The sequence below is a fragment of the Roseobacter sp. OBYS 0001 genome (assembly GCF_019654895.1).
GTDB classification, from domain to species: domain Bacteria; phylum Pseudomonadota; class Alphaproteobacteria; order Rhodobacterales; family Rhodobacteraceae; genus Roseobacter; species Roseobacter litoralis.
The window spans coordinates 95,630-115,443 of sequence record NZ_BPES01000004.1; the positions used below are offsets into that span (position 1 = coordinate 95,630).

General features: G+C 58.4%; 26 protein-coding genes. 25 read left to right on the top strand and 1 reads right to left on the bottom strand.

Features of this window, described 5'->3' with window-relative positions; genetic code table 11:
* The first annotated feature begins 35 nt into the window (after positions 1–35).
* From K5Q35_RS10355 to K5Q35_RS10370, 4 genes are read left to right on the top strand one after another with little or no spacing between them, the layout of a single operon-like run.
* The gene (locus K5Q35_RS10355) at positions 36–1,973 is read left to right on the top strand and encodes a biotin carboxylase N-terminal domain-containing protein (RefSeq protein WP_308443346.1); all 1,938 of its coding nucleotides are present in this window, start codon (positions 36–38) and stop codon (positions 1,971–1,973) included.
* On the top strand, positions 1,970–2,635 hold the full coding sequence (locus K5Q35_RS10360) for a glutathione S-transferase family protein (RefSeq protein ID WP_220799522.1): 666 nt from the start codon (positions 1,970–1,972) through the stop codon (positions 2,633–2,635). Before K5Q35_RS10355 ends, K5Q35_RS10360 begins: the two co-directional genes overlap by 4 nt.
* A gap of 28 nt (positions 2,636–2,663) precedes the next feature.
* Positions 2,664–3,536, top strand: a complete 873-nt coding sequence (locus K5Q35_RS10365) for a hydroxymethylglutaryl-CoA lyase (RefSeq protein WP_013962401.1) — start codon at positions 2,664–2,666, stop codon at positions 3,534–3,536.
* Between the two features lie 9 nt (positions 3,537–3,545).
* Complete coding sequence (locus tag K5Q35_RS10370) at positions 3,546–4,328, top strand: crotonase/enoyl-CoA hydratase family protein (RefSeq protein WP_220799523.1); 783 nt, start codon at positions 3,546–3,548, stop codon at positions 4,326–4,328.
* A gap of 72 nt (positions 4,329–4,400) precedes the next feature.
* On the opposite strand, the gene K5Q35_RS10375 is transcribed toward K5Q35_RS10370, so the two are convergent.
* A complete protein-coding gene (locus K5Q35_RS10375) occupies positions 4,401–4,892 on the bottom strand; it encodes a fasciclin domain-containing protein (protein WP_220799524.1) in 492 nt (163 codons plus the stop codon).
* Between the two features lie 268 nt (positions 4,893–5,160).
* Here K5Q35_RS10375 and K5Q35_RS10380 point away from each other — a divergent pair, with 268 nt between their 5' ends.
* The 21 genes from K5Q35_RS10380 (at position 5,161) to nuoK (ending at position 19,780) form a co-directional block, all read left to right on the top strand.
* Positions 5,161–5,526 (top strand): NADH-quinone oxidoreductase subunit A, encoded by a 366-nt coding sequence (locus K5Q35_RS10380; protein ID WP_013962398.1) that lies wholly within the window; start codon positions 5,161–5,163, stop codon positions 5,524–5,526.
* A gap of 316 nt (positions 5,527–5,842) precedes the next feature.
* Positions 5,843–6,376 (top strand): NADH-quinone oxidoreductase subunit B family protein, encoded by a 534-nt coding sequence (locus K5Q35_RS10385; RefSeq protein ID WP_013962397.1) that lies wholly within the window; start codon positions 5,843–5,845, stop codon positions 6,374–6,376.
* Between the two features lie 41 nt (positions 6,377–6,417).
* Positions 6,418–7,023 (top strand): NADH-quinone oxidoreductase subunit C, encoded by a 606-nt coding sequence (locus tag K5Q35_RS10390; protein WP_013962396.1) that lies wholly within the window; start codon positions 6,418–6,420, stop codon positions 7,021–7,023.
* Positions 7,023–7,196 (top strand): hypothetical protein, encoded by a 174-nt coding sequence (locus tag K5Q35_RS10395; protein ID WP_013962395.1) that lies wholly within the window; start codon positions 7,023–7,025, stop codon positions 7,194–7,196. Before K5Q35_RS10390 ends, K5Q35_RS10395 begins: the two co-directional genes overlap by 1 nt.
* Before the next feature lie 190 nt (positions 7,197–7,386).
* The gene (locus K5Q35_RS10400; RefSeq protein WP_013962394.1) at positions 7,387–8,607 is read left to right on the top strand and encodes an NADH-quinone oxidoreductase subunit D; all 1,221 of its coding nucleotides are present in this window, start codon (positions 7,387–7,389) and stop codon (positions 8,605–8,607) included.
* Positions 8,608–8,708: 101 nt separating this feature from the next.
* Positions 8,709–9,788, top strand: a complete 1,080-nt coding sequence (nuoE, locus tag K5Q35_RS10405) for an NADH-quinone oxidoreductase subunit NuoE (protein ID WP_220799525.1) — start codon at positions 8,709–8,711, stop codon at positions 9,786–9,788.
* Between the two features lie 29 nt (positions 9,789–9,817).
* Entirely contained in the window at positions 9,818–10,519 is a 702-nt protein-coding gene (locus tag K5Q35_RS10410) for a hypothetical protein (protein ID WP_220799526.1), read from the top strand.
* Between the two features lie 27 nt (positions 10,520–10,546).
* On the top strand, positions 10,547–10,795 hold the full coding sequence (locus K5Q35_RS10415) for a DUF5337 domain-containing protein (protein WP_013962391.1): 249 nt from the start codon (positions 10,547–10,549) through the stop codon (positions 10,793–10,795).
* A 12-nt stretch (positions 10,796–10,807) separates the two neighbouring features.
* Positions 10,808–12,103 carry an NADH-quinone oxidoreductase subunit NuoF gene (gene nuoF, locus K5Q35_RS10420; RefSeq protein ID WP_220799527.1) on the top strand — a complete coding sequence of 432 codons (1,296 nt, stop codon included), beginning with the start codon at positions 10,808–10,810 and terminating at the stop codon, positions 12,101–12,103.
* Between the two features lie 4 nt (positions 12,104–12,107).
* Positions 12,108–12,593 (top strand): DUF5333 family protein, encoded by a 486-nt coding sequence (locus tag K5Q35_RS10425; protein WP_220799528.1) that lies wholly within the window; start codon positions 12,108–12,110, stop codon positions 12,591–12,593.
* Positions 12,590–13,081 (top strand): DUF3291 domain-containing protein, encoded by a 492-nt coding sequence (locus K5Q35_RS10430; protein WP_220799529.1) that lies wholly within the window; start codon positions 12,590–12,592, stop codon positions 13,079–13,081. The genes K5Q35_RS10425 and K5Q35_RS10430 overlap by 4 nt, the downstream gene beginning before the upstream one ends.
* Positions 13,082–13,086: 5 nt before the next feature.
* On the top strand, positions 13,087–13,419 hold the full coding sequence (locus K5Q35_RS10435) for a hypothetical protein (protein WP_013962388.1): 333 nt from the start codon (positions 13,087–13,089) through the stop codon (positions 13,417–13,419).
* 121 nt (positions 13,420–13,540) lie between these two features.
* Positions 13,541–13,942 (top strand): DUF5333 domain-containing protein, encoded by a 402-nt coding sequence (locus tag K5Q35_RS10440; protein ID WP_220799530.1) that lies wholly within the window; start codon positions 13,541–13,543, stop codon positions 13,940–13,942.
* Positions 13,943–13,983: 41 nt separating this feature from the next.
* A complete protein-coding gene (gene nuoG, locus K5Q35_RS10445) occupies positions 13,984–15,999 on the top strand; it encodes an NADH-quinone oxidoreductase subunit NuoG (RefSeq protein ID WP_220799531.1) in 2,016 nt (671 codons plus the stop codon).
* Entirely contained in the window at positions 15,996–16,340 is a 345-nt protein-coding gene (locus K5Q35_RS10450; RefSeq protein WP_220799532.1) for a hypothetical protein, read from the top strand. Before nuoG ends, K5Q35_RS10450 begins: the two co-directional genes overlap by 4 nt.
* 6 nt (positions 16,341–16,346) lie before the next feature.
* Positions 16,347–17,384: an NADH-quinone oxidoreductase subunit NuoH gene (gene nuoH / locus K5Q35_RS10455; RefSeq protein WP_013962384.1), complete on the top strand. Its 1,038-nt coding sequence runs from the start codon at positions 16,347–16,349 to the stop codon at positions 17,382–17,384.
* Position 17,385: 1 nt separating this feature from the next.
* A complete protein-coding gene (nuoI, locus tag K5Q35_RS10460; protein WP_013962383.1) occupies positions 17,386–17,880 on the top strand; it encodes an NADH-quinone oxidoreductase subunit NuoI in 495 nt (164 codons plus the stop codon).
* Entirely contained in the window at positions 17,877–18,296 is a 420-nt protein-coding gene (locus K5Q35_RS10465) for a carboxymuconolactone decarboxylase family protein (protein WP_013962382.1), read from the top strand. The genes nuoI and K5Q35_RS10465 overlap by 4 nt, the downstream gene beginning before the upstream one ends.
* Positions 18,293–18,895 carry an NADH-quinone oxidoreductase subunit J gene (locus K5Q35_RS10470; protein WP_013962381.1) on the top strand — a complete coding sequence of 201 codons (603 nt, stop codon included), beginning with the start codon at positions 18,293–18,295 and terminating at the stop codon, positions 18,893–18,895. Before K5Q35_RS10465 ends, K5Q35_RS10470 begins: the two co-directional genes overlap by 4 nt.
* A 3-nt stretch (positions 18,896–18,898) precedes the next feature.
* Positions 18,899–19,381: a hypothetical protein gene (locus K5Q35_RS10475; protein ID WP_220799533.1), complete on the top strand. Its 483-nt coding sequence runs from the start codon at positions 18,899–18,901 to the stop codon at positions 19,379–19,381.
* Positions 19,382–19,474: 93 nt separating this feature from the next.
* Complete coding sequence (nuoK, locus tag K5Q35_RS10480; RefSeq protein ID WP_011569388.1) at positions 19,475–19,780, top strand: NADH-quinone oxidoreductase subunit NuoK; 306 nt, start codon at positions 19,475–19,477, stop codon at positions 19,778–19,780.
* Positions 19,781–19,814: the final 34 nt, after the last annotated feature.

The following is a 19,814-nucleotide window of genomic DNA, read 5'->3' on the forward strand; positions in this document are numbered from 1 at the left end:
GCGCGGTCCGGATGCGGCAGATAGAAAGGGACGATGTGTTTAACTGCATTTTGGTGGCCAATCGGGGTGAAATTGCCTGCCGGGTGATCGAGACGGCGCAGGCCCTTGGGGTGCGCTGCATCGCCGTGTATTCGGACGTGGATGCAGGCGCAAAACACGTGGCAATGGCGGATGCTGCAGTGCGGATCGGCGGTCCCGCACCTGCCGACAGTTACCTGCGCGCCGATGCCATTATCGCAGCCGCCCGCGCCACCGGTGCAGAGGCGATCCACCCCGGCTATGGGTTTCTGAGCGAAAACCCCGAGTTTGTCGAACAGGTCGACGCGGCAGGCTTGGTATTTATCGGCCCTTCGGCGCAGGCGATCCGGGCGATGGGCCTCAAGGACGCGGCCAAGGCCCTGATGATTGAAGCGGGTGTGCCCGTCGTGCCGGGGTATCACGGCGCGGATCAGGCGGACGCACAGTTGCAGCAGCAGGCTGATAAGATCGGCTATCCGGTCTTGATCAAAGCCGTTGCAGGGGGCGGCGGCAAAGGCATGCGTCTGGTCAGCGCCGCGTCAGAATTTACCGAAGCACTGGCGGCAGCGCGTTCCGAGGCACAGGCTGCATTCGGCAATTCTGATGTTCTGATCGAAAAGTTCATTCCGCAGCCGCGCCATATCGAGGTGCAGGTTTTCGGCGATGGCACTGATGTCGTGCACCTGTTTGAACGGGACTGTTCGTTGCAGCGCCGCCATCAGAAAGTGATCGAAGAAGCCCCCGCACCCGGCATGACCCCGGAGGTCAGAGAGGCCATGGGTCGCGCCGCCGTGCGCGCCGCCAAAGCAATCGGCTACAAAGGGGCCGGAACGGTGGAGTTCATCGTTGACGGCACGGGCGATCTGCGCCCCGATGGTTTTTATTTTATGGAGATGAACACCCGCCTGCAGGTCGAACACCCCGTCACCGAGGCCATCACGGGCGTGGATCTGGTCGAATGGCAATTGCGCGTGGCGGCGGGGGAACCCTTGCCCTGCGATCAGGATGGTTTGGCAATCACCGGACATGCCTTCGAGGCGCGTCTTTATGCCGAAGATGTGCGCGCCGGGTTCCTGCCTGCCACCGGAACGCTGCATCATCTGGTTTTTCCGGCGATTGCGCGGGCAGACAGCGGGGTGCGCGCAGGCGACGCGATCAGCCCCTATTACGACCCGATGATTGCCAAGCTGATCGTCGCTGGCCCCACCCGCGCCATTGCGCTGGCGCGGTTGCGTCGGGCATTAAAAGACACTCAGGTGGCGGGCAGCGTGACCAATCTGGAATTTCTGGGCGCATTGGCGGCCCATGAGGGGTTCGCCGCAGGGGCATTCGACACGGGCCTGATCGAGCGTGATTTTGCGACACTCACACCTGCTGCCGACCCACAGATCGTTCATATGGTGGCGGCGGCGATGCAGGTTGCGGGGTTGGACAAACCGGCTGCGATGGCAGGCTTTGCCCTCTGGGTGCAGTTTGCGCATCAGGTGCGGCTGGGCTGGCAGGATCAGGAACATCTGCTGTCCGTTGAGGTGCTGGATCAGCACAGCCAGCGCTGGACCCACGGCGACCAAAGCGTCACCGCGACGCGACATGCGGGCCAGTGGTCGATTGATGGCGCACCCCTGCCGCTCTGTCACATGTCTGCAGGGCAGGTCACGGTTTTTGATCACTACGGTCTGGTTTTTGACATCCATGATCCGTTGCTGGCGGGCGCGACCGAAAGCGGCAGCGGTAATCTGATCGAAGCGCCAATGCCGGGTCTGGTAAAGATGTTGGCGGCGGTGCCGGGACAGACCGTTGCACGGGGGGATCGGCTGGCCGTGCTGGAAGCGATGAAGATGGAGCACGCGCTGCTGGCTGCGCGCGACGGCATCATCGCCGAAGTGCTGGCGCAGGAAGGTGATCAGGTCAGCGCGGGTGCTGCCCTCATCCGACTTGAGGAGGAGCAGGCATGATCACGCTGCATCACTGCCCCCAGACGCGGTCCATGCGCACGCTGTGGCTGCTGAACGAACTTGAGATCCCATTTCAGCTGCGCAGCTATCCGTTCGATCGCAGTCTGCGCAGCCCTGAGTTCTTGAGCCTGTCGCCCGCAGGACGCGTGCCCGCCCTTGAGGTGGATGGCGAACGCATGTTCGAAACCGGGGCGATTACGGAATACCTGTGCGAACGCTACAGCCCGGACCGGCTGGGGCGCAGCACCGCAAGCCCGGACCGGATGTCATGGCTTGTCTGGCTGCATTTTGCGGAAACGCTCAGCCAGCATGTCGTGGCGCTGACGCAGCAGCATGTGATGCTTTATGAGGACCACATGCGTAGCCCGATCGTGATGAAACTGGAGGCCGCGCGCATTGGCAAGTGCTTTGAGGCCATTGAGGCACGCCTGTCGACGCCCATCGAAAGCCGCGACTATTTGTTGACCTCTGGTTTTTCCGCTGCAGACATTTCAGTGGGGCAGGCGGTCTATATGGCGTCGCATTTTGTGCGTTTGGAGGGCTACCCCGCGCTGCATGCGTGGTACGAACGGATCACGGCGCGCGACAGCTTCGAGGCGGCGTTGCCAAATGGCGGCGGTATTTATTCGCAAGACTTTTATGCGCCTTGGCCGCTAGAGTGAGGCAAAACCCTTAACAGGAGCGTCAGGGATGAGTTTGGGAAACTGTGAGATATACGAAGTGGGCCCGCGCGACGGGTTGCAAAACGAAAAACGCGAGATACCAGTACGCGATAAAATCGCGCTCATCGACTGCCTGAGCCGCGCGGGGTTCAACCGGATCGAAATTGCAAGCTTTGTCTCCCCCAAGCTGGTGCCGCAGATGGCAGGGTCTGGCGAGGTGCTGGCCGGTATCTCAAGGGCGGCGGGGGTGCGTTACGCGGCACTTGCGCCAAACATGCAGGGATACAAGGACGCCTGCCGCGCCGGGGCAGATGAAATCGCGATTTTTGCCTCAGCCTCCGAGGGGTTTTCCAAAGCCAACATCAACGCCAGCATTGCCGAAAGTCTTGAGCGTTTTGCGCCCATCCTAGAAGAGGCGCGTCACATTGATCTGCCCGTGCGCGGCTATGTGTCCTGCGTGGTGGCGTGCCCTTATGACGGGGCCGTGGCTCCGGCGCAGGTGGCTGAGGTGGCGGACAAGCTGTTTGCGATGGGCTGTTATGAGGTCAGCCTTGGCGACACAATCGGCGCAGGCACGCCGGACAGTGTTGCGCGCATGTTGCTTGCGGTGCGTGATGTGGTGCCGGTCGGTCGGCTGGCCGGGCATTTTCATGACACAAATGGCCGCGCGATCGAGAACATCGACGCCTCTCTCAGCCTTGGGGTGCGCGTCTTTGATGCCGCTGTGGGCGGTTTGGGCGGATGCCCCTTCGCGCCGGGAGCCTCCGGGAATGTGGCGACTGAAACTCTGGCACGCCATCTCGCGGCTCTGGGGTATGAAACCGGTCTTGATCCCGAAGTGATCGCGGAGGCTGCGGCTTTGGCTCAAGCCATGCGCACGCAGCCTGAACCCGCGCATTAGGTCGGTCCAGTGTTTGATACCATTGCGGTTGATACAGATGCGCGCGGCGTCGCCACCCTGAGCCTCAACCGTCCGGAAAAGCACAATGCGATGTCCGGGCAGATGCTGGAGGAACTGACATCTGCCGCAAAACGGCTCGCGTCAGACAGCGATGTCCGGGTCGTTGTCTTGACCGGAGCAGGCAAGAGTTTTTGCGCGGGTGGTGATCTGGGGTGGATGCGCGACCAGATGACGATGGACCGCGCCACCCGCAATGAAGAGGCGCGCAAGCTGGCGATTATGCTGGATGCGCTCAACAGCCTGCCCAAACCACTGATCGGGGCGCTGCAGGGGAATGCCTTTGGCGGTGGCGTTGGGCTGGCTTGCGTGTGTGACGTCGCGGTCGGGGTCGACACGATCAAGCTGGGGCTGACGGAAACGCGCCTGGGCCTGATCCCTGCCACCATCGGACCCTATGTGATCGGACGGATGGGCGAGGGCTGTGCGCGGCGTGTCTTTATGTCTGGCCGTATCTTTGACGCAGCGGAGGCTGTATCTTTGGGCATTTTGGCGCGCGTCGTGCCGCAAGCCGCCTTTGCCCAAGCGGTTGAAGAGGAAGTCACGCCCTATCTGTCTTGCGCGCCCGGTGCCGTGGCGGCGGCCAAAAAGCTGGCACGGGAATTGGGCGCTGCGGTGTCCCCGGAACAGATTGAACACTCGATTGAAGCCTTGGCCGATCAGTGGGAAGGGGCGGAAGCCGCTGAAGGTATCGCGGCTTTCTTTGATAAGCGCAAAGCCTCTTGGGTGCAGTGACAGACCTGCGGGCTGTTTGAAAACAAGATCAAGACCGCAGGGGTAAACCTGCGGTCTGTTCCAGTGCCGCGATCAGGGCAGCAGCACTTTGTCGATCACATGGATCACACCGTTTGACGCTTTGATGTCCGCCGCGGTCACATTTGCGCCGCCGACAACAACACCATCGCCGGTTCCGTCAACGGTCAACAACGCGCCGTTAACGGTTGCCACATCCGTGCTTGCGCCACTCACGTCGGCAGCCATCACAGCGCCGGGGATCACATGGTATGTCAGAATTCCGACCAGTTTGTCTTTGTTTTCCGGCAGCAGCAGGTCCTCAACGGTCCCAGCGGGCAGGGCTGCAAAGGCTGCATCGGTTGGTGCGAAAACAGTGAACGGACCTTCGCTGCGCAGTGTATCCTCAAGGCCAGCTGCCTGAACCGCAGCGACCAGCGTGTTAAAGTTGCCGTTGGATGCCGCGACATCGACGATGTCATCGCCACCTGTCAGTGTTGCACAGGCAGAGATGGTGGTCAGGGCGGTAACGGCAAGGGCCGCTTTGAGAGTGGAGCGTCTGTTCATGGTGTTTTCCTTGTCTTTGGGTGCGCTGCGCGTGCGACACTGGTGTGTATTCAGGTTGTGCGCGCGTTGTGACGCACCAACCTGAACAGATAGTTGGATCACTCGTTTGTGATTTCAAATGGAACGGCGGATACATGCTCATCCCCGTGCGATGCGGCAAATGGGTGCAGCCTGTTCCAAAAGCGGCGCGGGGCGTTTCGCGTGTGTTGACCAACCCATATACTGCGCGTACACAGACACCGCAGAAGACCAAGAAAGGATCAACACCTTGGACGACATGTTACGCGAATACTTGCCGATTCTCGTGTTTCTGGCGGTTGCCATCGGTCTTGGTCTTGTGCTGATCCTCGCTGCTGTTGTGTTGGCGGTACGCAATCCGGACCCCGAAAAAGTGTCCGCCTATGAATGCGGCTTCAACGCTTTTGATGATGCACGCATGAAGTTCGATGTGCGGTTCTACCTCGTGTCGATCCTTTTCATCATCTTTGACCTCGAAATTGCCTTCCTGTTTCCATGGGCCGTGGCGTTCAAGGACATCAGCATGGTGGGGTTCTGGTCTATGATGGTCTTTCTGGGCGTCCTGACGATTGGCTTCGCCTATGAATGGAAAAAAGGCGCGCTTGAGTGGCAGTAACCGTCCAAGGCGGGTAGGGCTATATACCATCGTCGACCCTGTAGGTTCAGACCGCGCAGAGAAAACCGTTTTTGGCTGGAATCTATCGCGGATGCGCGTCCATTTAGCGAAAATGACACGTATCGATGTGCAGCTTTGCATCAGACTTTTGCCCATCAAACAGGGCACGCGAAAAAACATCGTATTTTTGAGAGGTTATTCATGACTGAGCCATGCTGTCGCGTTGATCTTGTAAACGCGCTGGGGTATGGCTTTGCCAACTGCGGATATTCCCCGTCGTGCGAAGCTTTATGAATGAGTTCGGAGGTCTATCAGGATGAGTGTGGCAACGAATGTGAACGTGGCTGGCGCCGACCGTGAGGTCGCAACGCAAGAGCTGAACCGTGAGCTGCAGGACAAGGGTTTTCTGCTGACCTCTACAGAAGACATTATCAACTGGGCGCGGACCGGGTCGCTGCACTGGATGACCTTCGGTCTTGCCTGTTGCGCGGTCGAGATGATGCACACGGCTATGCCGCGCTATGACATGGAACGGTTTGGTACGGCACCTCGCGCCAGTCCACGCCAGTCCGACCTGATGATCGTCGCGGGAACACTGACCAATAAAATGGCACCCGCGCTGCGCAAAGTATACGATCAGATGCCGGAACCAAGGTATGTGATTTCGATGGGGTCCTGCGCGAATGGTGGGGGATATTACCACTATTCCTATAGCGTCGTGCGGGGCTGTGACCGCATTGTGCCGGTCGATATCTACGTGCCAGGCTGCCCGCCAACGGCCGAGGCGCTGCTTTATGGTATAATGCAACTCCAGCGTAAAATACGACGGACCGGGACCATCGTCCGGTAAAAATCGGAGCGGTGCGATCTGGGGAACGAAAGAGGATACCGATGTCAGAGCCTTTGCAGGAATTGGGAAACTACATCGCGACAAAACGCACGGACTGCGTCTTGGCATGGGATGTTACGCATGGTGAATTGAACGTTGATGTGACGCCGTCCAATATCGTGGGACTTGTTGAGTTTCTCAAGACGGACGCCACATGTCGTTTTTCGAGCTTGGTCGATATCACAGCAGTGGATTATACCGGGCGCGCCAAGCGCTACGATGTCGTTTATCACTTGCTGTCGATGTATCAAAACCACCGTGTTCGGCTGCGGGTGAGTATCCGCGATGATCAGATGATGCCGTCGGTTATATCCGTGCATCCATCAGCGAACTGGTTTGAGCGCGAAGTTTTTGACATGTTCGGCATCCTGTTCAGCGGCCATCCGGATCTGCGCCGCATCCTCACGGATTACGGGTTTCGCGGGCATCCGCTGCGCAAGGACTTCCCGACGACGGGATATACCGAAGTGCGCTATGATGAGGCGCAAAAGCGCGTGGTTTATGAGCCCGTCAGCCTTGTGCAAGAATACCGCCAGTTCGACTTCATGTCGCCTTGGGAGGGTGCAGAATACATCCTGCCGGGAGATGAAAAGCAGGAGGCCAAGTAATGGGTGGCATCTGGTGGCTGATCCTGTCGGCGGCAACGGCCATTCCGATGATCAAGCTGCTGCCGTTTTTTGGCATCAACAAATACTGGGCCGCGGCCTGCCTGATCCCGCTGGGTACGATTGCCCTTCTGTGGTGGATGGGCCTGAAGCTGCAAGAGCTGGAGAAGCGGTGATGTGGTTTGAGATCATCAATACATTTATCGCAGCTGCTGGACTGGGTTTGGCCTCGGTGCCTTTTTTTAGAAATGCTGTGGGGTTCGAATCTCCAAATCCGCACCAACTTGCATTGAACTTTCAATGGCTAACGCTGAACTTGCGTAATGACAAAGGTCGGAATTACGCACGAAATGGAGGGCTTTCCTGATGGACGGCACCAAAGGCTTTGACGACGCTCTCACAGGCGAGCAGAAAATCCGTAACTTCAACATCAACTTTGGCCCGCAGCACCCGGCGGCACATGGCGTGTTGCGGCTTGTGCTGGAGCTGGACGGTGAGATCGTGGAGCGATGCGATCCGCACATCGGCTTGCTGCACCGGGGCACCGAAAAGCTGATGGAAAGCCGCACGTATCTGCAGAACCTGCCATATTTCGACCGGCTGGACTATGTGGCACCGATGAACCAAGAGCACGCATGGTGTCTTGCCATCGAAAAGCTCACAGGTGTCGAGGTGCCGCGCCGCGCGTCCCTGATCCGCGTGTTGTTCTGCGAAATCGGCCGCATTCTGAACCATATCCTGAACATCACCACGCAGGCGATGGATGTGGGCGCGCTGACCCCGCCGCTTTGGGGCTTTGAAGAGCGCGAGAAGCTGATGGTGTTTTATGAGCGGGCCAGTGGCGCGCGTCTGCACGCAGCCTATTTCCGCCCCGGTGGGGTGCATCAGGATCTCCCGCCGGAGTTGGTCGACGACATTGAAACATGGGCGCATGAGTTCCCGCGTGTCATCGCCGACATCGATGGCTTGCTGACGGAAAACCGGATCTTCAAACAGCGCAATGCCGACATCGGTGTCGTGACCGAAGAAGATATTCTTGAATATGGCTTTTCAGGTGTCATGGTGCGCGGGTCCGGTCTGGCATGGGATTTACGCCGTGCGCAGCCCTATGAATGCTATGACGAATTCGATTTCCAGATACCCGTGGGCAAAAACGGCGACTGCTATGATCGCTACCTCTGCCGTATGGAAGAGATGCGTCAGTCGTTGCTGATCATCCATCAGGCGGTTGAAAAACTGCGCGCACCCGAGGGGCAGGGCGACGTTCTGGCCCGCGGCAAGATCACACCGCCATCCCGTTCCGATATGAAGACGTCGATGGAAAGCCTGATCCACCACTTCAAGCTTTATACCGAAGGGTTCCACGTGCCTGCGGGCGAGGTCTATGCCTGTGTCGAGGCCCCCAAGGGCGAGTTTGGCGTCTACCTCGTGGCCGATGGCACCAATAAACCCTACCGCGCCAAAATCCGCGCGCCCGGGTTCCTGCACCTGCAGGCGATGGACCACATGTCGCGCGGCCACCAGTTGGCGGACGTGGCGGCGATCATCGGCACCATGGACGTGGTGTTCGGGGAGATCGACCGGTGAGTGCTTTCTCACAAAGTGAGGCCTTTAGTTTCAAAGGCGCTGCATGCGTTTTTGCTTACGCACCGCTGGCGCAACCCAATCTGATTTAACGGATATTTCTAATGCTGCGTAGACTACATCCCGACCAACCCGAAACCTTCGCCTTCACGACAGAGAATCAGGCGTGGGCCGAAGGGCAGATCACGAAATACCCCGAAGGGCGTCAGGCCTCGGCGATTATTCCGCTTTTGTGGCGTGCGCAGGAGCAGGAAGGGTGGCTCTCTAAACCTGCGATTGAACATGTTTCCGACATGCTCGGCCTCAGCTATATTCGCGGTCTGGAAGTTGCGACTTTCTACTTCATGTTCCAGCTGCAGCCCGTGGGGGCGATTGCGCATATTCAGGTCTGCGGCACCACGTCCTGCATGATCTGCGGGGCCGAAGACTTGATATCGGTCTGTCAGGAAAAGATCGCACGTGAGCCGCATCAACTCTCGGAAGATGGCAATTTCTCGTGGGAAGAAGTCGAATGCCTTGGCTCCTGTTCCAACGCGCCGATGGCTCAGATTGGCAAGGATTACTACGAAGATCTGACCGCAGCACGGATGGGAGAGATCATTGATGAATTGGCGGCTGGGAAAGTACCTGTGCCGGGTCCACAGAACGGTCGCTATGCCGCTGAGCCTCTTAAGGGACTGACTTCGTTGACAGAATATGACAGCGGAAAGACGCAGTATAACGCGTCCGTGCAATTGGCTGTTGATCTGGGCGACACGGTAAAACGCATTGATGGCACAGAGGTGCCGCTGACGACACCGTGGCAAGGTGCGAATGAAAACGCCGCGCCCAAACCAAAAGCAAAGAAAAAAACCACGCCTGCGCAAGCGAAAGGGGACGCACCAATCAAAGGTGTGCCGCCAGGCCTGTTAAAGACCGCGCGCAGTGGCGGTGGAGATGATCTCAAGCGGATCAAGGGCGTGGGCCCCAAGCTTGAATCCATGCTGAACGACATCGGTATCTTCCATTTTGACCAGATTGCCAGCTGGTCCTCGGAAGAGGTCGCATGGGCGGACGAGAGCTTTGTCGGCTTCAAGGGACGGGTCAGTCGGGACGACTGGGTATCGCAGGCCAAGCTGCTTGCAGAGGGCAAAGAAACAGAATTTTCCCAACGCGCCGAAAAAGACGGTATTTATAAAAAGTGATTGCGTAAATAACCGAAAGAGAGGCCTTCATGGAAAGCAATAAAGGAATGGTTGGAATGGTGTTGGGGAGCTGGCTTGTGGCTTTCGCGGGCGGTACGCTTGCGGGGACATTGGCGTGGGTGCTCTTTGGCTGGAGCTTTTTACAAGGTGCTTTCCTGGGCGCTGTCGTGTTTCTTGTGGTGGGCGTGCTTGTCAGCTGGGTCATGACCCGGCCGTTGCCAAGACCCGGTGAAGTCAAGATCAACCCTCCGACGCCTGCTGCCAAGGCCTCTGCCACAAAAGCGGCGCCGATCAACGTTGCACCAGCGCCGACAGCGGCACAGGTAAAACCCACAGCACGCCTTGCCGGAGAAGAAGAGCTTGCGGCGCGAAAGGGTGATTGGAAGTACGAGAAAGAAGCGGCACCCGCACCGGCGCCCAAGAAAAAGGCAGCACCCAAGAAAGCACCTGCCAAAAAGGCCGCGCCCAAGGCAGCGGCAGCCCCTGATGGGCGGCCTGCGTATCTGTCGGATGTACCGACAGGGACCGCGGATGATCTGAAAAAGATCTCCGGTGTTGGTCCCAAGCTGGAACAGACGCTGAATGAGCTGGGGGTCTGGCACTTTGAACAGGTTGCCCAGTTCAAAAAGAAAGACATCGCGTGGGTGGATGAACGCCTGCGGTTTAAAGGACGTATCGAAAGAGACGATTGGGTTGGACAGGCCAAGGCTTTGGCCAACGCCAAGGACTGACCCTGAACGACGGAGCTAGGAGGCTTCATGAGTGCGCAAGACCAGACAGCCGAGGCGCGCGACCGTGCCTTGGCCAAAAAAGGGCGAATGGTAAGCCTCGTCATCGTGGGCACCATGGTGGCGTGGGTATTGTCGCTGTGGCTCGCCCCCAAGTTCGGGCTGACCGCGCGGCACGCCATTCTGCTGGACTTTCTGGCGCTGGCTGCCTTGGCATGGTCGTTCATCGTTTCATTGCAAATTAAACGTGCGCGCAAGGCTGCGCAGAACGACAGGTAAAAGGGGAAGCGGATGCTTAACGATCAGGATCGCATCTTTACCAATATCTACGGCATGCATGACCGCACGCTGAAGGGCGCGCAGGCGCGGGGCCATTGGGACGGGACGGACGCCATCATCAAAAAGGGCCGCGACTGGATCGTGGATCAGATGAAGGCATCAGGTCTGCGCGGGCGTGGCGGGGCCGGTTTCCCGACGGGGCTCAAATGGTCCTTCATGCCCAAGGAAAGCGACGGGCGGCCCTCCTATCTGGTGGTCAATGCGGATGAATCCGAGCCGGGCACCTGCAAGGACCGCGAGATCATGCGTCACGACCCGCATACGCTGGTTGAAGGGTGCCTGATCGCCAGTTTTGCGATGAATGCGCATGCCTGTTACATCTACATTCGCGGCGAATACATCCGCGAGAAAGAGGCGCTGCAGGCCGCGATTGACGAGGCCTACGATGCGGGGCTGGTGGGCAAGAACGCCGCAGGCTCCGGCTGGGATTTTGACATCTACCTGCACCATGGGGCGGGTGCCTACATCTGCGGCGAGGAAACCGCGCTGCTGGAAAGCCTTGAGGGTAAAAAGGGCATGCCCCGGATGAAGCCGCCGTTCCCTGCGGGGGCGGGGCTTTATGGCTGCCCGACGACGGTAAACAACGTGGAATCGATTGCTGTTGTTCCAACGATCCTGCGGCGCGGACCGGAGTGGTTTTCCTCCTTTGGGCGTCCGAACAACGCGGGCACCAAGCTGTTCGCGATTTCGGGCCACGTGAACAACCCCTGTGTCGTCGAAGAGGCGATGTCGATCAGTTTCGAGGAATTGATCGAGACGCATTGTGGTGGCATCCGTGGCGGTTGGGGCAACCTCAAGGCGGTGATCCCCGGTGGATCCTCCGTGCCGATGATACCTGGCAAAGACATGAAAGACGCGATCATGGATTTCGATTATCTGCGCGAACAACGCTCCGGCCTCGGCACGGCGGCGGTGATCGTGATGGATAACTCAACGGATGTGATCAAGGCGATCTGGCGGCTGTCGAAGTTCTACAAGCACGAAAGCTGCGGGCAATGCACGCCCTGCCGCGAAGGCACCGGCTGGATGATGCGCGTGATGGACCGTCTGGTGACAGGCGAGGCAGAACCCGAAGAGATCGACATGCTCCTTGATGTGACCAAACAGGTCGAAGGCCACACGATCTGCGCGCTCGGCGATGCGGCGGCTTGGCCCATTCAAGGGTTGATCCGGCATTTCCGCGATGAGATTGAGGATCGGATTAAGCACAAACGGTCGGGGCGTGTGAGCGCTGTGGCGGCGGAGTAGCAAAATGTGGCGCGTCATGTTCTATTTGTCCGTCCTGTCTCTTGTTTTTGGATGCACTGAAGCGATGAGTCCTTCAGATTTGAAGTTGTTGAGACAAAAGAGCTTTGTGTCAGGGACTTTACGTCTGGGCGATCTAAGCGAGCCTGCCATACCCATGCCGGAATACATTTATACCATGTATATGGAGTCTGTGATTGCAACAAATCTTAGCCGCAGTTGCCCAAGTGTTCAGTACGATTTTAGTTCGGAAACCGTATTGGCCATCCACTGGGCAGTGAGGCTGACCGAAGACGACGTCTCGCGGGTGCAATACAACAGATTCATGCGAGACCTGCCCGAAAAGAAAATGCAGGACGACTTCTATGCTTATACTCAGACGAATGGGATCGTCTGGCGGAGCGCAGACACGGTCTGCGCTGCAGCTGAGAAAGAGATGCAACTTGACAGTCCAATTGGGCAACTTCTCAATAGAGCCGAGGAACAAGCATGAAGCGGCACCTCGCCGAACTCAACGTCGGCCGCCTTGCGGCGCCTACGGACGATCCGCGCGTGGCGGAATTCATGGAGAACCTTGACCGGATCAACGGGCTGGGCAAGCGCATGCCGGGGTTCGTGTGGATGATGGAAGGGTCGGGAGAGCCGGGCACCGGGAATACCGAGGCCAAAATCGAGGGCGATCCGCTTTATGTTTCCAACCTGACCGTTTGGGAAAGCGTTGAGACCTTGGAACAATTCGTCTGGGGCACCATCCACAAACAGTTTTACGCGCGCCGTCAGGAATGGTTCGAAGTGCTCGGTGAGATGCATTTCGTGATGTGGTGGGTTCCTGTGGGGCATCAGCCAACACTGGATGAGGCATTGGAACGGCTGGAACACCTCAAAAACCACGGTGACAGTGATCACGCCTTTGGCTGGCGCTATCTGAACGAGGCAAGTAAGTGGAAAGACAACCGGTGTGCGCCGGTTGCAGCAGAGTAGGTAACATGCGTATTTTCACAGCCCTCATGATTATCGGACTGACGCTCACCGCCTGCGGGCCGGATGACGATGCGATCAGTTTTGATGGCCAGTTTTTCAACGCGCGGCTCAAGTCGGAACGCGGGGCAGACCGGGCGCAGTTCAGCGTAACCGTCAGACCTGTTTCGGCCTCTCTGGAGGGGGCACGTGAGGCTGCGCGCTACGAGGCGACAGTCTATTGCGTCAATAGCTTTGGCCGCTCGGACGTCGACTGGGTTGTGGGACCTGACGATGAGAGTGAGACACTGACCATCGAAAATGACACACTCTTGCTGCAAGGAAGGTGTCGCGAGATATGACCTGTGGCCTGCAATCAGTCCAAAACCCGCTCGGTTATTGCTTATCAATGCGGGGTACGCGCATCTATCCTGTCAAAGGCGTTTTGCCTTTTTCCTTGGTAACGGCAACTGGAGTTGTGGGATGCGTAAAACGATGATGATGGCGGTATTCATGATGGGGCTTGCGGCTCCGGTGGCTGCGAACCCGCCCTTGCGGGACGTTCAGCAAATTGATGACGCGCTTTACACCGTAGGGCTGGCCAATGAGATCAGGCGAAAGTGCCCCGATATTTCTGCGCGATTTTTCAAGGCGATAAGCTATTTGCGCGCTTTGGAAGATCAGGCGCGGGAACTGGGATACTCCGAGGCCGAGATCAAGGCGCATCTGGAGTCGGACACGGAGAAAAAGCGACTGCGGGCGCGGGCGGCGGATGAGATGAAGGCCGCTGGCTACAAGCAGAACAAACAAGGCTACTGTGCGCTCGGTCGGGCCGAAATTGCACAGAAATCGGAAATTGGGGCGCTGTTGCGCGTCTCTCGGTAACAGGTGCGCCCGGTGTGGCGCGATGAACAAAGGCGAATGATATGAGCGATCTGCGCAAAGTCATTATCGACGACACAGAGGTTGAAGTGGATGGGGCGATGACCCTGATCCAGGCCTGTGAAGAGGCGGGCATCGAGATTCCGCGTTTTTGCTATCATGAGCGGCTGACGATCGCGGGCAACTGCCGCATGTGTCTGGTCGAAGTGGTCGGCGGGCCGCCGAAACCTGCCGCTTCTTGCGCGATGCAGGTCAAGGATCTGCGCCCCGGACCCGAAGGCCAGCCGCCGGTCGTCAAAACCAATTCGCCTATGGTCAAAAAGGCCCGCGAAGGGGTGATGGAGTTTTTGCTGATCAACCACCCGCTTGATTGCCCGATCTGCGATCAGGGCGGCGAGTGTGATCTGCAGGATCAGGCGATGGCGTATGGCGTGGATTTCTCGCGCTACCGCGAGCCCAAGCGCGCGACTGAAGATCTCGATCTGGGGCCACTGGTCGAGACGCATATGACGCGCTGTATCTCCTGCACGCGTTGTGTGCGGTTCACCACGGAGGTGGCGGGCATTCACCAGATGGGCCAGACGGGTCGCGGCGAAGACGCAGAAATCACGTCTTATCTGGGCCAGACGCTGGACAGTAACATGCAGGGCAATATTATTGATCTCTGCCCGGTTGGCGCTTTGGTTTCAAAGCCTTACGCGTTTACGGCGCGCCCGTGGGAATTGACCAAGACCGAATCCGTGGACGTTATGGACGCACTGGGGTCAAACATCCGCGTGGACACAAAGGGCCGTGAAGTGATGCGGTTTTTGCCGCGCAACCATGATGGCGTGAACGAGGAATGGATTTCGGACAAGACGCGGTTTGTCTGGGACGGCTTGCGCCGCCAGAGGCTGGACCGACCCTACATCCGCGAGAACGGCAAGTTGCGCCCCGCGAGCTGGCCCGAAGCCCTGACAGCGGCTGCAACAGCGATGAAAGGTAAGAAACTGGCCGGGTTGGTCGGGGATCTTGCGCCGGTTGAGGCCGCCTATGCGCTGAAAGCTCTGATCGAAGTTCAGGGCGGCGCGGTTGAGTGCCGCACCGATGGGGCGCAATTGCCCGCGGGCAACCGGTTCGGCTATGTGGGCAACGCCACCATCGAAGAGATCGACGATGCGTTGCACGTCATACTGGTCGGAACCAACCCGCGCATCGAGGCGCCGGTGCTGGATGCGCGCATCCGCAAGGCGTGGCTGAAGGGGGCCAAAGTCAGCGTTGTTGGCCCGGCGATTGATCTGACGTATGACTATCATCATCACGGCGATGGTCGCGACGGTCTGGCGGCGCTGGATCAGGAAAACACCGCTGACCTGACGGATAACCCGACGATCCTGATCATCGGGCAGGGCGCGTTGCGCGGCGCGGATGGCGCGGCGGTTCTGGCCAAGGCCCACGCTTTCGCAGAGCGCAGCCAGTCCAAGGTATTGGTCCTTCATACGGCCGCGGGACGTGTGGGTGCGATGGACATTGGTGCATGTGCCGATGGCGGCGTCGATGCGGTGATGGATGCGGAGGTGATCTATAACCTCGGTGCCGATGAGATCGACATCGGACCGGGTCCTTTCGTGATCTATCAGGGTTCGCATGGGGACCGGGGCGCGCACCGCGCCGATGTTATCCTGCCCGCCGCTGCCTATACCGAAGAGCCGGGGTTGTTTGTGAACACCGAAGGGCGGCCTCAACTGGCGCTCAGGGCCGGGTTTGCGCCGGGGGAAGCCAAGGAAAACTGGGCGATCCTGAGGGCGCTGTCTGCGGAAATCGGAGCGCAGCTGCCGTTTGACAGCATTGTGCAACTGAGGCAGGCGCTGGTCAAAGAGGTGCCGCATCTGGCGAATATCGACACGGTGCCGGAAAATGACTGGCAGGCGGTAACAGGCGGTGATGTGAGCCGTGGCGCATTTGAGCCGGCCATAACCGATTTCTACCTGACAAACCCTATTGCGCGCGCATCCGAGCTGATGGCGGAACTCTCCGCCAACGCAAAAGCGCGTCAACAAGAGACCTTGGCTGCGGAATGACACAGAAGAGCGCGCGCATATCTCAGTTGTCACGCGACGCGGCGAGTGTTCCCGAAACCCGCCGCTGCGAGTCGGCGGTTTGTGGCGCGCGCGCGTCGGGGACGTTAACGCATGGCACCGCAAACCTGCAAAAACACATGCGGGTTGCGGCGGCCGGGCATTCAATGCCGCAAGCGCGCGATTTTGCGCGGCATTTGCGCACAAAAGTTCACGAAGAGGGTGGCGTGTGGTCGGCAGATGCTGTTTACACCAAATCGCCAACCCTGCCTGACAGGCTAGCCAAGAATGACGCTGATGTCGTGCAGGCTGACTGTGAGCAAAGCGGAATACCGATGGTGTGAGGACATATGGCTGATTTCTTTACCACTCCCGGCGGCATAGCTGTCCTGATCCTGGCACAGGTGCTGGCCGTTATCGGCTTTGTGATGGTCTCATTGCTGTTCCTCGTCTATGGGGACCGCAAGATCTGGGCGGCTGTGCAGATGCGGCGCGGGCCTAATGTGGTGGGCACCTTCGGGTTGCTGCAAACGGTGGCGGATGCGCTGAAATATGTCGTGAAAGAGGTCGTGGTCCCGGCCGGTGCCGACAAGACCGTCTTCATGCTCGCGCCGATGACGTCTTTTGTTCTGGCCCTGCTGGCATGGGCGGTGATCCCGTTCAACGATGGTTGGGTCCTCAGTGACATCAATGTGGCGATCCTGTTCGTCTTTGCGATCTCATCGCTTGAAGTCTATGGGGTCATTATGGGCGGCTGGGCGTCGAACTCGAAATACCCTTTCCTCGGATCGTTGCGTTCTGCCGCGCAGATGATCTCTTATGAAGTGTCGCTTGGCCTGATCATCATCGGGGTGATTATTTCGACCGGGTCGATGAATTTCGGCGGCATCGTCGCCGCGCAGGACGGCCCCTACGGCTTTTTCAGCTGGTACTGGCTACCGCACTTCCCGATGGTTTTCCTGTTCTTTATCAGCTGTCTGGCTGAAACGAACCGTCCACCGTTTGATTTGCCCGAAGCGGAATCGGAACTGGTCGCGGGCTATCAGGTCGAATATTCATCCACCCCCTTCCTGCTCTTCATGGCCGGGGAATATATCGCTATTTTCCTGATGTGCGCGCTCACGTCGCTGCTGTTCTTTGGCGGCTGGCTGTCCCCGATCCCGGGTCTGCCCGACGGCGTCTTGTGGATGATTGCCAAGATGGCATTCTTCTTCTTCCTCTTTGCGATGGTCAAAGCGATTACGCCGCGTTACCGCTATGACCAGCTGATGCGTCTGGGCTGGAAAGTGTTCCTGCCGTTCAGCCTAGTCTGGGTGGTTTTCGTGGCATTTGCCGCAAAATTCGAATGGTTCTGGGGGGCATATGCCCGCTGGGGTATGGGAGGCTGATATGACACAGATCGATTACGCACGACATGCGAAATACTTCCTGCTTCAAGACTTTTGGGTCGGTATGAAACTGGGTCTGAAGTACTTTTTTGCCCCCAAGGCCACGCTGAACTACCCGCATGAAAAAGGGCCGCTTTCCCCGCGTTTTCGGGGTGAGCACGCGCTGCGCCGCTACCCCAATGGCGAAGAACGCTGTATTGCCTGTAAACTCTGCGAGGCGGTTTGCCCGGCGCAGGCCATTACGATCGACGCGGAACCCCGCGATGACGGCAGTCGGCGGACCACGCGCTATGACATCGACATGACAAAATGCATCTACTGCGGTTTCTGCGAGGAAGCCTGCCCGGTGGATGCCATTGTCGAGGGGCCCAATTTCGAGTTTTCCACGGAGACGCGCGAAGAGCTGTATTACGACAAGGACCGCCTGCTGGCCAATGGCGAGCGCTGGGAAGCCGAGATCGCGCGCAACCTTGAGATGGATGCACCTTACCGATGAGTGACAAAAACAACCCGTTCGAGGGCGCGAACCCTTTTGCCGCGATGATGGCGCAGGCGCAGGAAATGGCGAAATCCTATCCGGCGATGGAGGCGTTTTCGCCCAAAGGGTTTGAAAAGATGATGGGCACGATGCCCAAGGACATGATGGAAATGATGTTCGGCAATACGCTGAATGAGGGCGGGCTGGATGCGCGCACGCGGATGCTGCTGACGCTCGCTGGGCTGACCATGCAGGGTGCGCAGAACGACGTCGGCTTTCGTCAGGCGGTGCGCCACGCGGTCGAGGCGGGTGCCACAAAACAACATATCGTGGAATCCATCGGCCAGATGTCGATGTTTGCAGGATTGCCAGCGATGACCCGCGCGTTGGAACTGGCGCAGCAGGTTCTGGATGAAGAGAAGGACGCGGAATGACGGTTTTTGCCTTTTATCTCTTTGCGATCAGTGTGATCGCAGGCGGTTTGTTCACCGTCATCAGCCGCAACCCGGTGCATTCGGTCCTGTGGCTCATCCTCGCTTTTCTCTCGGCAGCCGGTCTATTCGTTCTGCTCGGCGCTGAATTCGTCGCGATGCTTTTGATCATCGTTTACGTCGGGGCCGTCGCGGTACTGTTCCTTTTCGTAGTCATGATGCTTGACGTGGATTTTGCGGAACTCAAGGCGGAGATGTCGAAATACCTGCCGCTGGCGTTGCTGATCGGCGTTGTGTTGTTGATGCAATTCGCCATCGCTTTTGGCGCATGGGAAAGCAACGCTGCTGCCGAAGGCATGCGCGCGCAGGTGACACCCGTGGATCGGCATAACACCGAAGCCTTGGGCTTGATCCTATATGATCAGTATTTCCTGCTGTTCCAGTTGAGTGGACTGATCCTGCTGGTCGCCATGATCGGGGCGATTGTGCTGACGCTGCGCCACCGCTCTGACGTGAAACGCCAGGATGTCGTGGCGCAAATGATGCGTGACCCGGCCAAGGCGATGGAACTCAAGGACGTCAAATCGGGGCAGGGCCTCTGATCCATGACGCGTTGGGCTTCATATCATGTGCTGAGCGCGATTGCCGTATTTGCGGCGTCCTCAGCCTTTGCCGTGACGGCGTCGGAGTGCACACGCACCACCCATGTCAGCCACGGCGGTGAGGCGGATCACGTCGATCTGGGAGAGGGTCGCGTGATCTGGCGCGACTGGTGGTCACAGGAGGGGTCCGCAACGGATATCGTAATTGCGGATTGCCAATCGGGCGACGTGCTGCAATTCCGCACGGCTGAGGAAAACATGAACAAACGACCGCCCTTCGACCGGACCGAAGACGCCATGGCAATTGTGGCGCAGCATGAAAAGGGTGCGCGGGTTTTTGCAACGCTGGGGCGCATGTCGGATGACCTGAAAAAGGTGGCGCGGGATGTGTCGGTTGAGGTATGGGCGCTTGAGCCCTGCGCCTGCGCCGCTTTTTATCCGGGCCTGCGGGGCGACAAGGAAGCATTCAGGCTGGAAGGCCTGTAACGAAAGGGCTCGATTTGAGCTTAGCGTGGCGGGGCAAATGCCCCGGCGACATAGGAACGAAAACGGGGTCTTAGCGCTCCGGAAGGAAGAACAATGATTGGTTTGGAACACTATCTTACCGTTGCTGCCACACTATTCGTGATCGGGATTTTCGGGCTCTTTTTGAACCGTAAGAACATCATCATCCTTCTGATGAGCATCGAATTGATGTTGCTGGCGGTGAATATCAACCTCGTCGCTTTCTCAAGCTTTCTCGATGATCTCGTAGGGCAGGTTTTCACGCTCTTCGTTTTGACCGTCGCTGCCGCCGAAGCGGCGATTGGCCTCGCTATCCTCGTCTGCTTCTTCCGCAACCGGGGCACGATTGCGGTCGAAGACGTCAACGTGATGAAGGGCTAAGACATGCACCGATCAAAGACGCACGCGCAGCACA

Bases quoted from the DNA above. Each gene is read 5' to 3' on its own strand.
- K5Q35_RS10400 (WP_013962394.1), top strand. From the start codon at position 7,387: ATGGACGGCACCAAAGGCTTTGACGACGCTCTCACAGGCGAGCAGAAA.
- K5Q35_RS10475 (WP_220799533.1), top strand. From the start codon at position 18,899: ATGACGCGTTGGGCTTCATATCATGTGCTGAGCGCGATTGCCGTATTT.
- K5Q35_RS10410 (WP_220799526.1), top strand. From the start codon at position 9,818: ATGGAAAGCAATAAAGGAATGGTTGGAATGGTGTTGGGGAGCTGGCTT.
- K5Q35_RS10385 (WP_013962397.1), top strand. From the start codon at position 5,843: ATGAGTGTGGCAACGAATGTGAACGTGGCTGGCGCCGACCGTGAGGTC.
- K5Q35_RS10425 (WP_220799528.1), top strand. From the start codon at position 12,108: ATGTGGCGCGTCATGTTCTATTTGTCCGTCCTGTCTCTTGTTTTTGGA.
- nuoF (WP_220799527.1), top strand. From the start codon at position 10,808: ATGCTTAACGATCAGGATCGCATCTTTACCAATATCTACGGCATGCAT.
- K5Q35_RS10395 (WP_013962395.1), top strand. From the start codon at position 7,023: ATGGGTGGCATCTGGTGGCTGATCCTGTCGGCGGCAACGGCCATTCCG.
- K5Q35_RS10365 (WP_013962401.1), top strand. From the start codon at position 2,664: ATGAGTTTGGGAAACTGTGAGATATACGAAGTGGGCCCGCGCGACGGG.
- K5Q35_RS10390 (WP_013962396.1), top strand. From the start codon at position 6,418: ATGTCAGAGCCTTTGCAGGAATTGGGAAACTACATCGCGACAAAACGC.
- K5Q35_RS10360 (WP_220799522.1), top strand. From the start codon at position 1,970: ATGATCACGCTGCATCACTGCCCCCAGACGCGGTCCATGCGCACGCTG.
- nuoG (WP_220799531.1), top strand. From the start codon at position 13,984: ATGAGCGATCTGCGCAAAGTCATTATCGACGACACAGAGGTTGAAGTG.
- K5Q35_RS10430 (WP_220799529.1), top strand. From the start codon at position 12,590: ATGAAGCGGCACCTCGCCGAACTCAACGTCGGCCGCCTTGCGGCGCCT.
- K5Q35_RS10440 (WP_220799530.1), top strand. From the start codon at position 13,541: ATGCGTAAAACGATGATGATGGCGGTATTCATGATGGGGCTTGCGGCT.
- nuoH (WP_013962384.1), top strand. From the start codon at position 16,347: ATGGCTGATTTCTTTACCACTCCCGGCGGCATAGCTGTCCTGATCCTG.
- nuoK (WP_011569388.1), top strand. From the start codon at position 19,475: ATGATTGGTTTGGAACACTATCTTACCGTTGCTGCCACACTATTCGTG.
- K5Q35_RS10470 (WP_013962381.1), top strand. From the start codon at position 18,293: ATGACGGTTTTTGCCTTTTATCTCTTTGCGATCAGTGTGATCGCAGGC.
- nuoI (WP_013962383.1), top strand. From the start codon at position 17,386: ATGACACAGATCGATTACGCACGACATGCGAAATACTTCCTGCTTCAA.
- K5Q35_RS10450 (WP_220799532.1), top strand. From the start codon at position 15,996: ATGACACAGAAGAGCGCGCGCATATCTCAGTTGTCACGCGACGCGGCG.
- nuoE (WP_220799525.1), top strand. From the start codon at position 8,709: ATGCTGCGTAGACTACATCCCGACCAACCCGAAACCTTCGCCTTCACG.
- K5Q35_RS10435 (WP_013962388.1), top strand. From the start codon at position 13,087: ATGCGTATTTTCACAGCCCTCATGATTATCGGACTGACGCTCACCGCC.
- K5Q35_RS10415 (WP_013962391.1), top strand. From the start codon at position 10,547: ATGAGTGCGCAAGACCAGACAGCCGAGGCGCGCGACCGTGCCTTGGCC.
- K5Q35_RS10375 (WP_220799524.1), bottom strand. From the start codon at position 4,892: ATGAACAGACGCTCCACTCTCAAAGCGGCCCTTGCCGTTACCGCCCTG.
- K5Q35_RS10465 (WP_013962382.1), top strand. From the start codon at position 17,877: ATGAGTGACAAAAACAACCCGTTCGAGGGCGCGAACCCTTTTGCCGCG.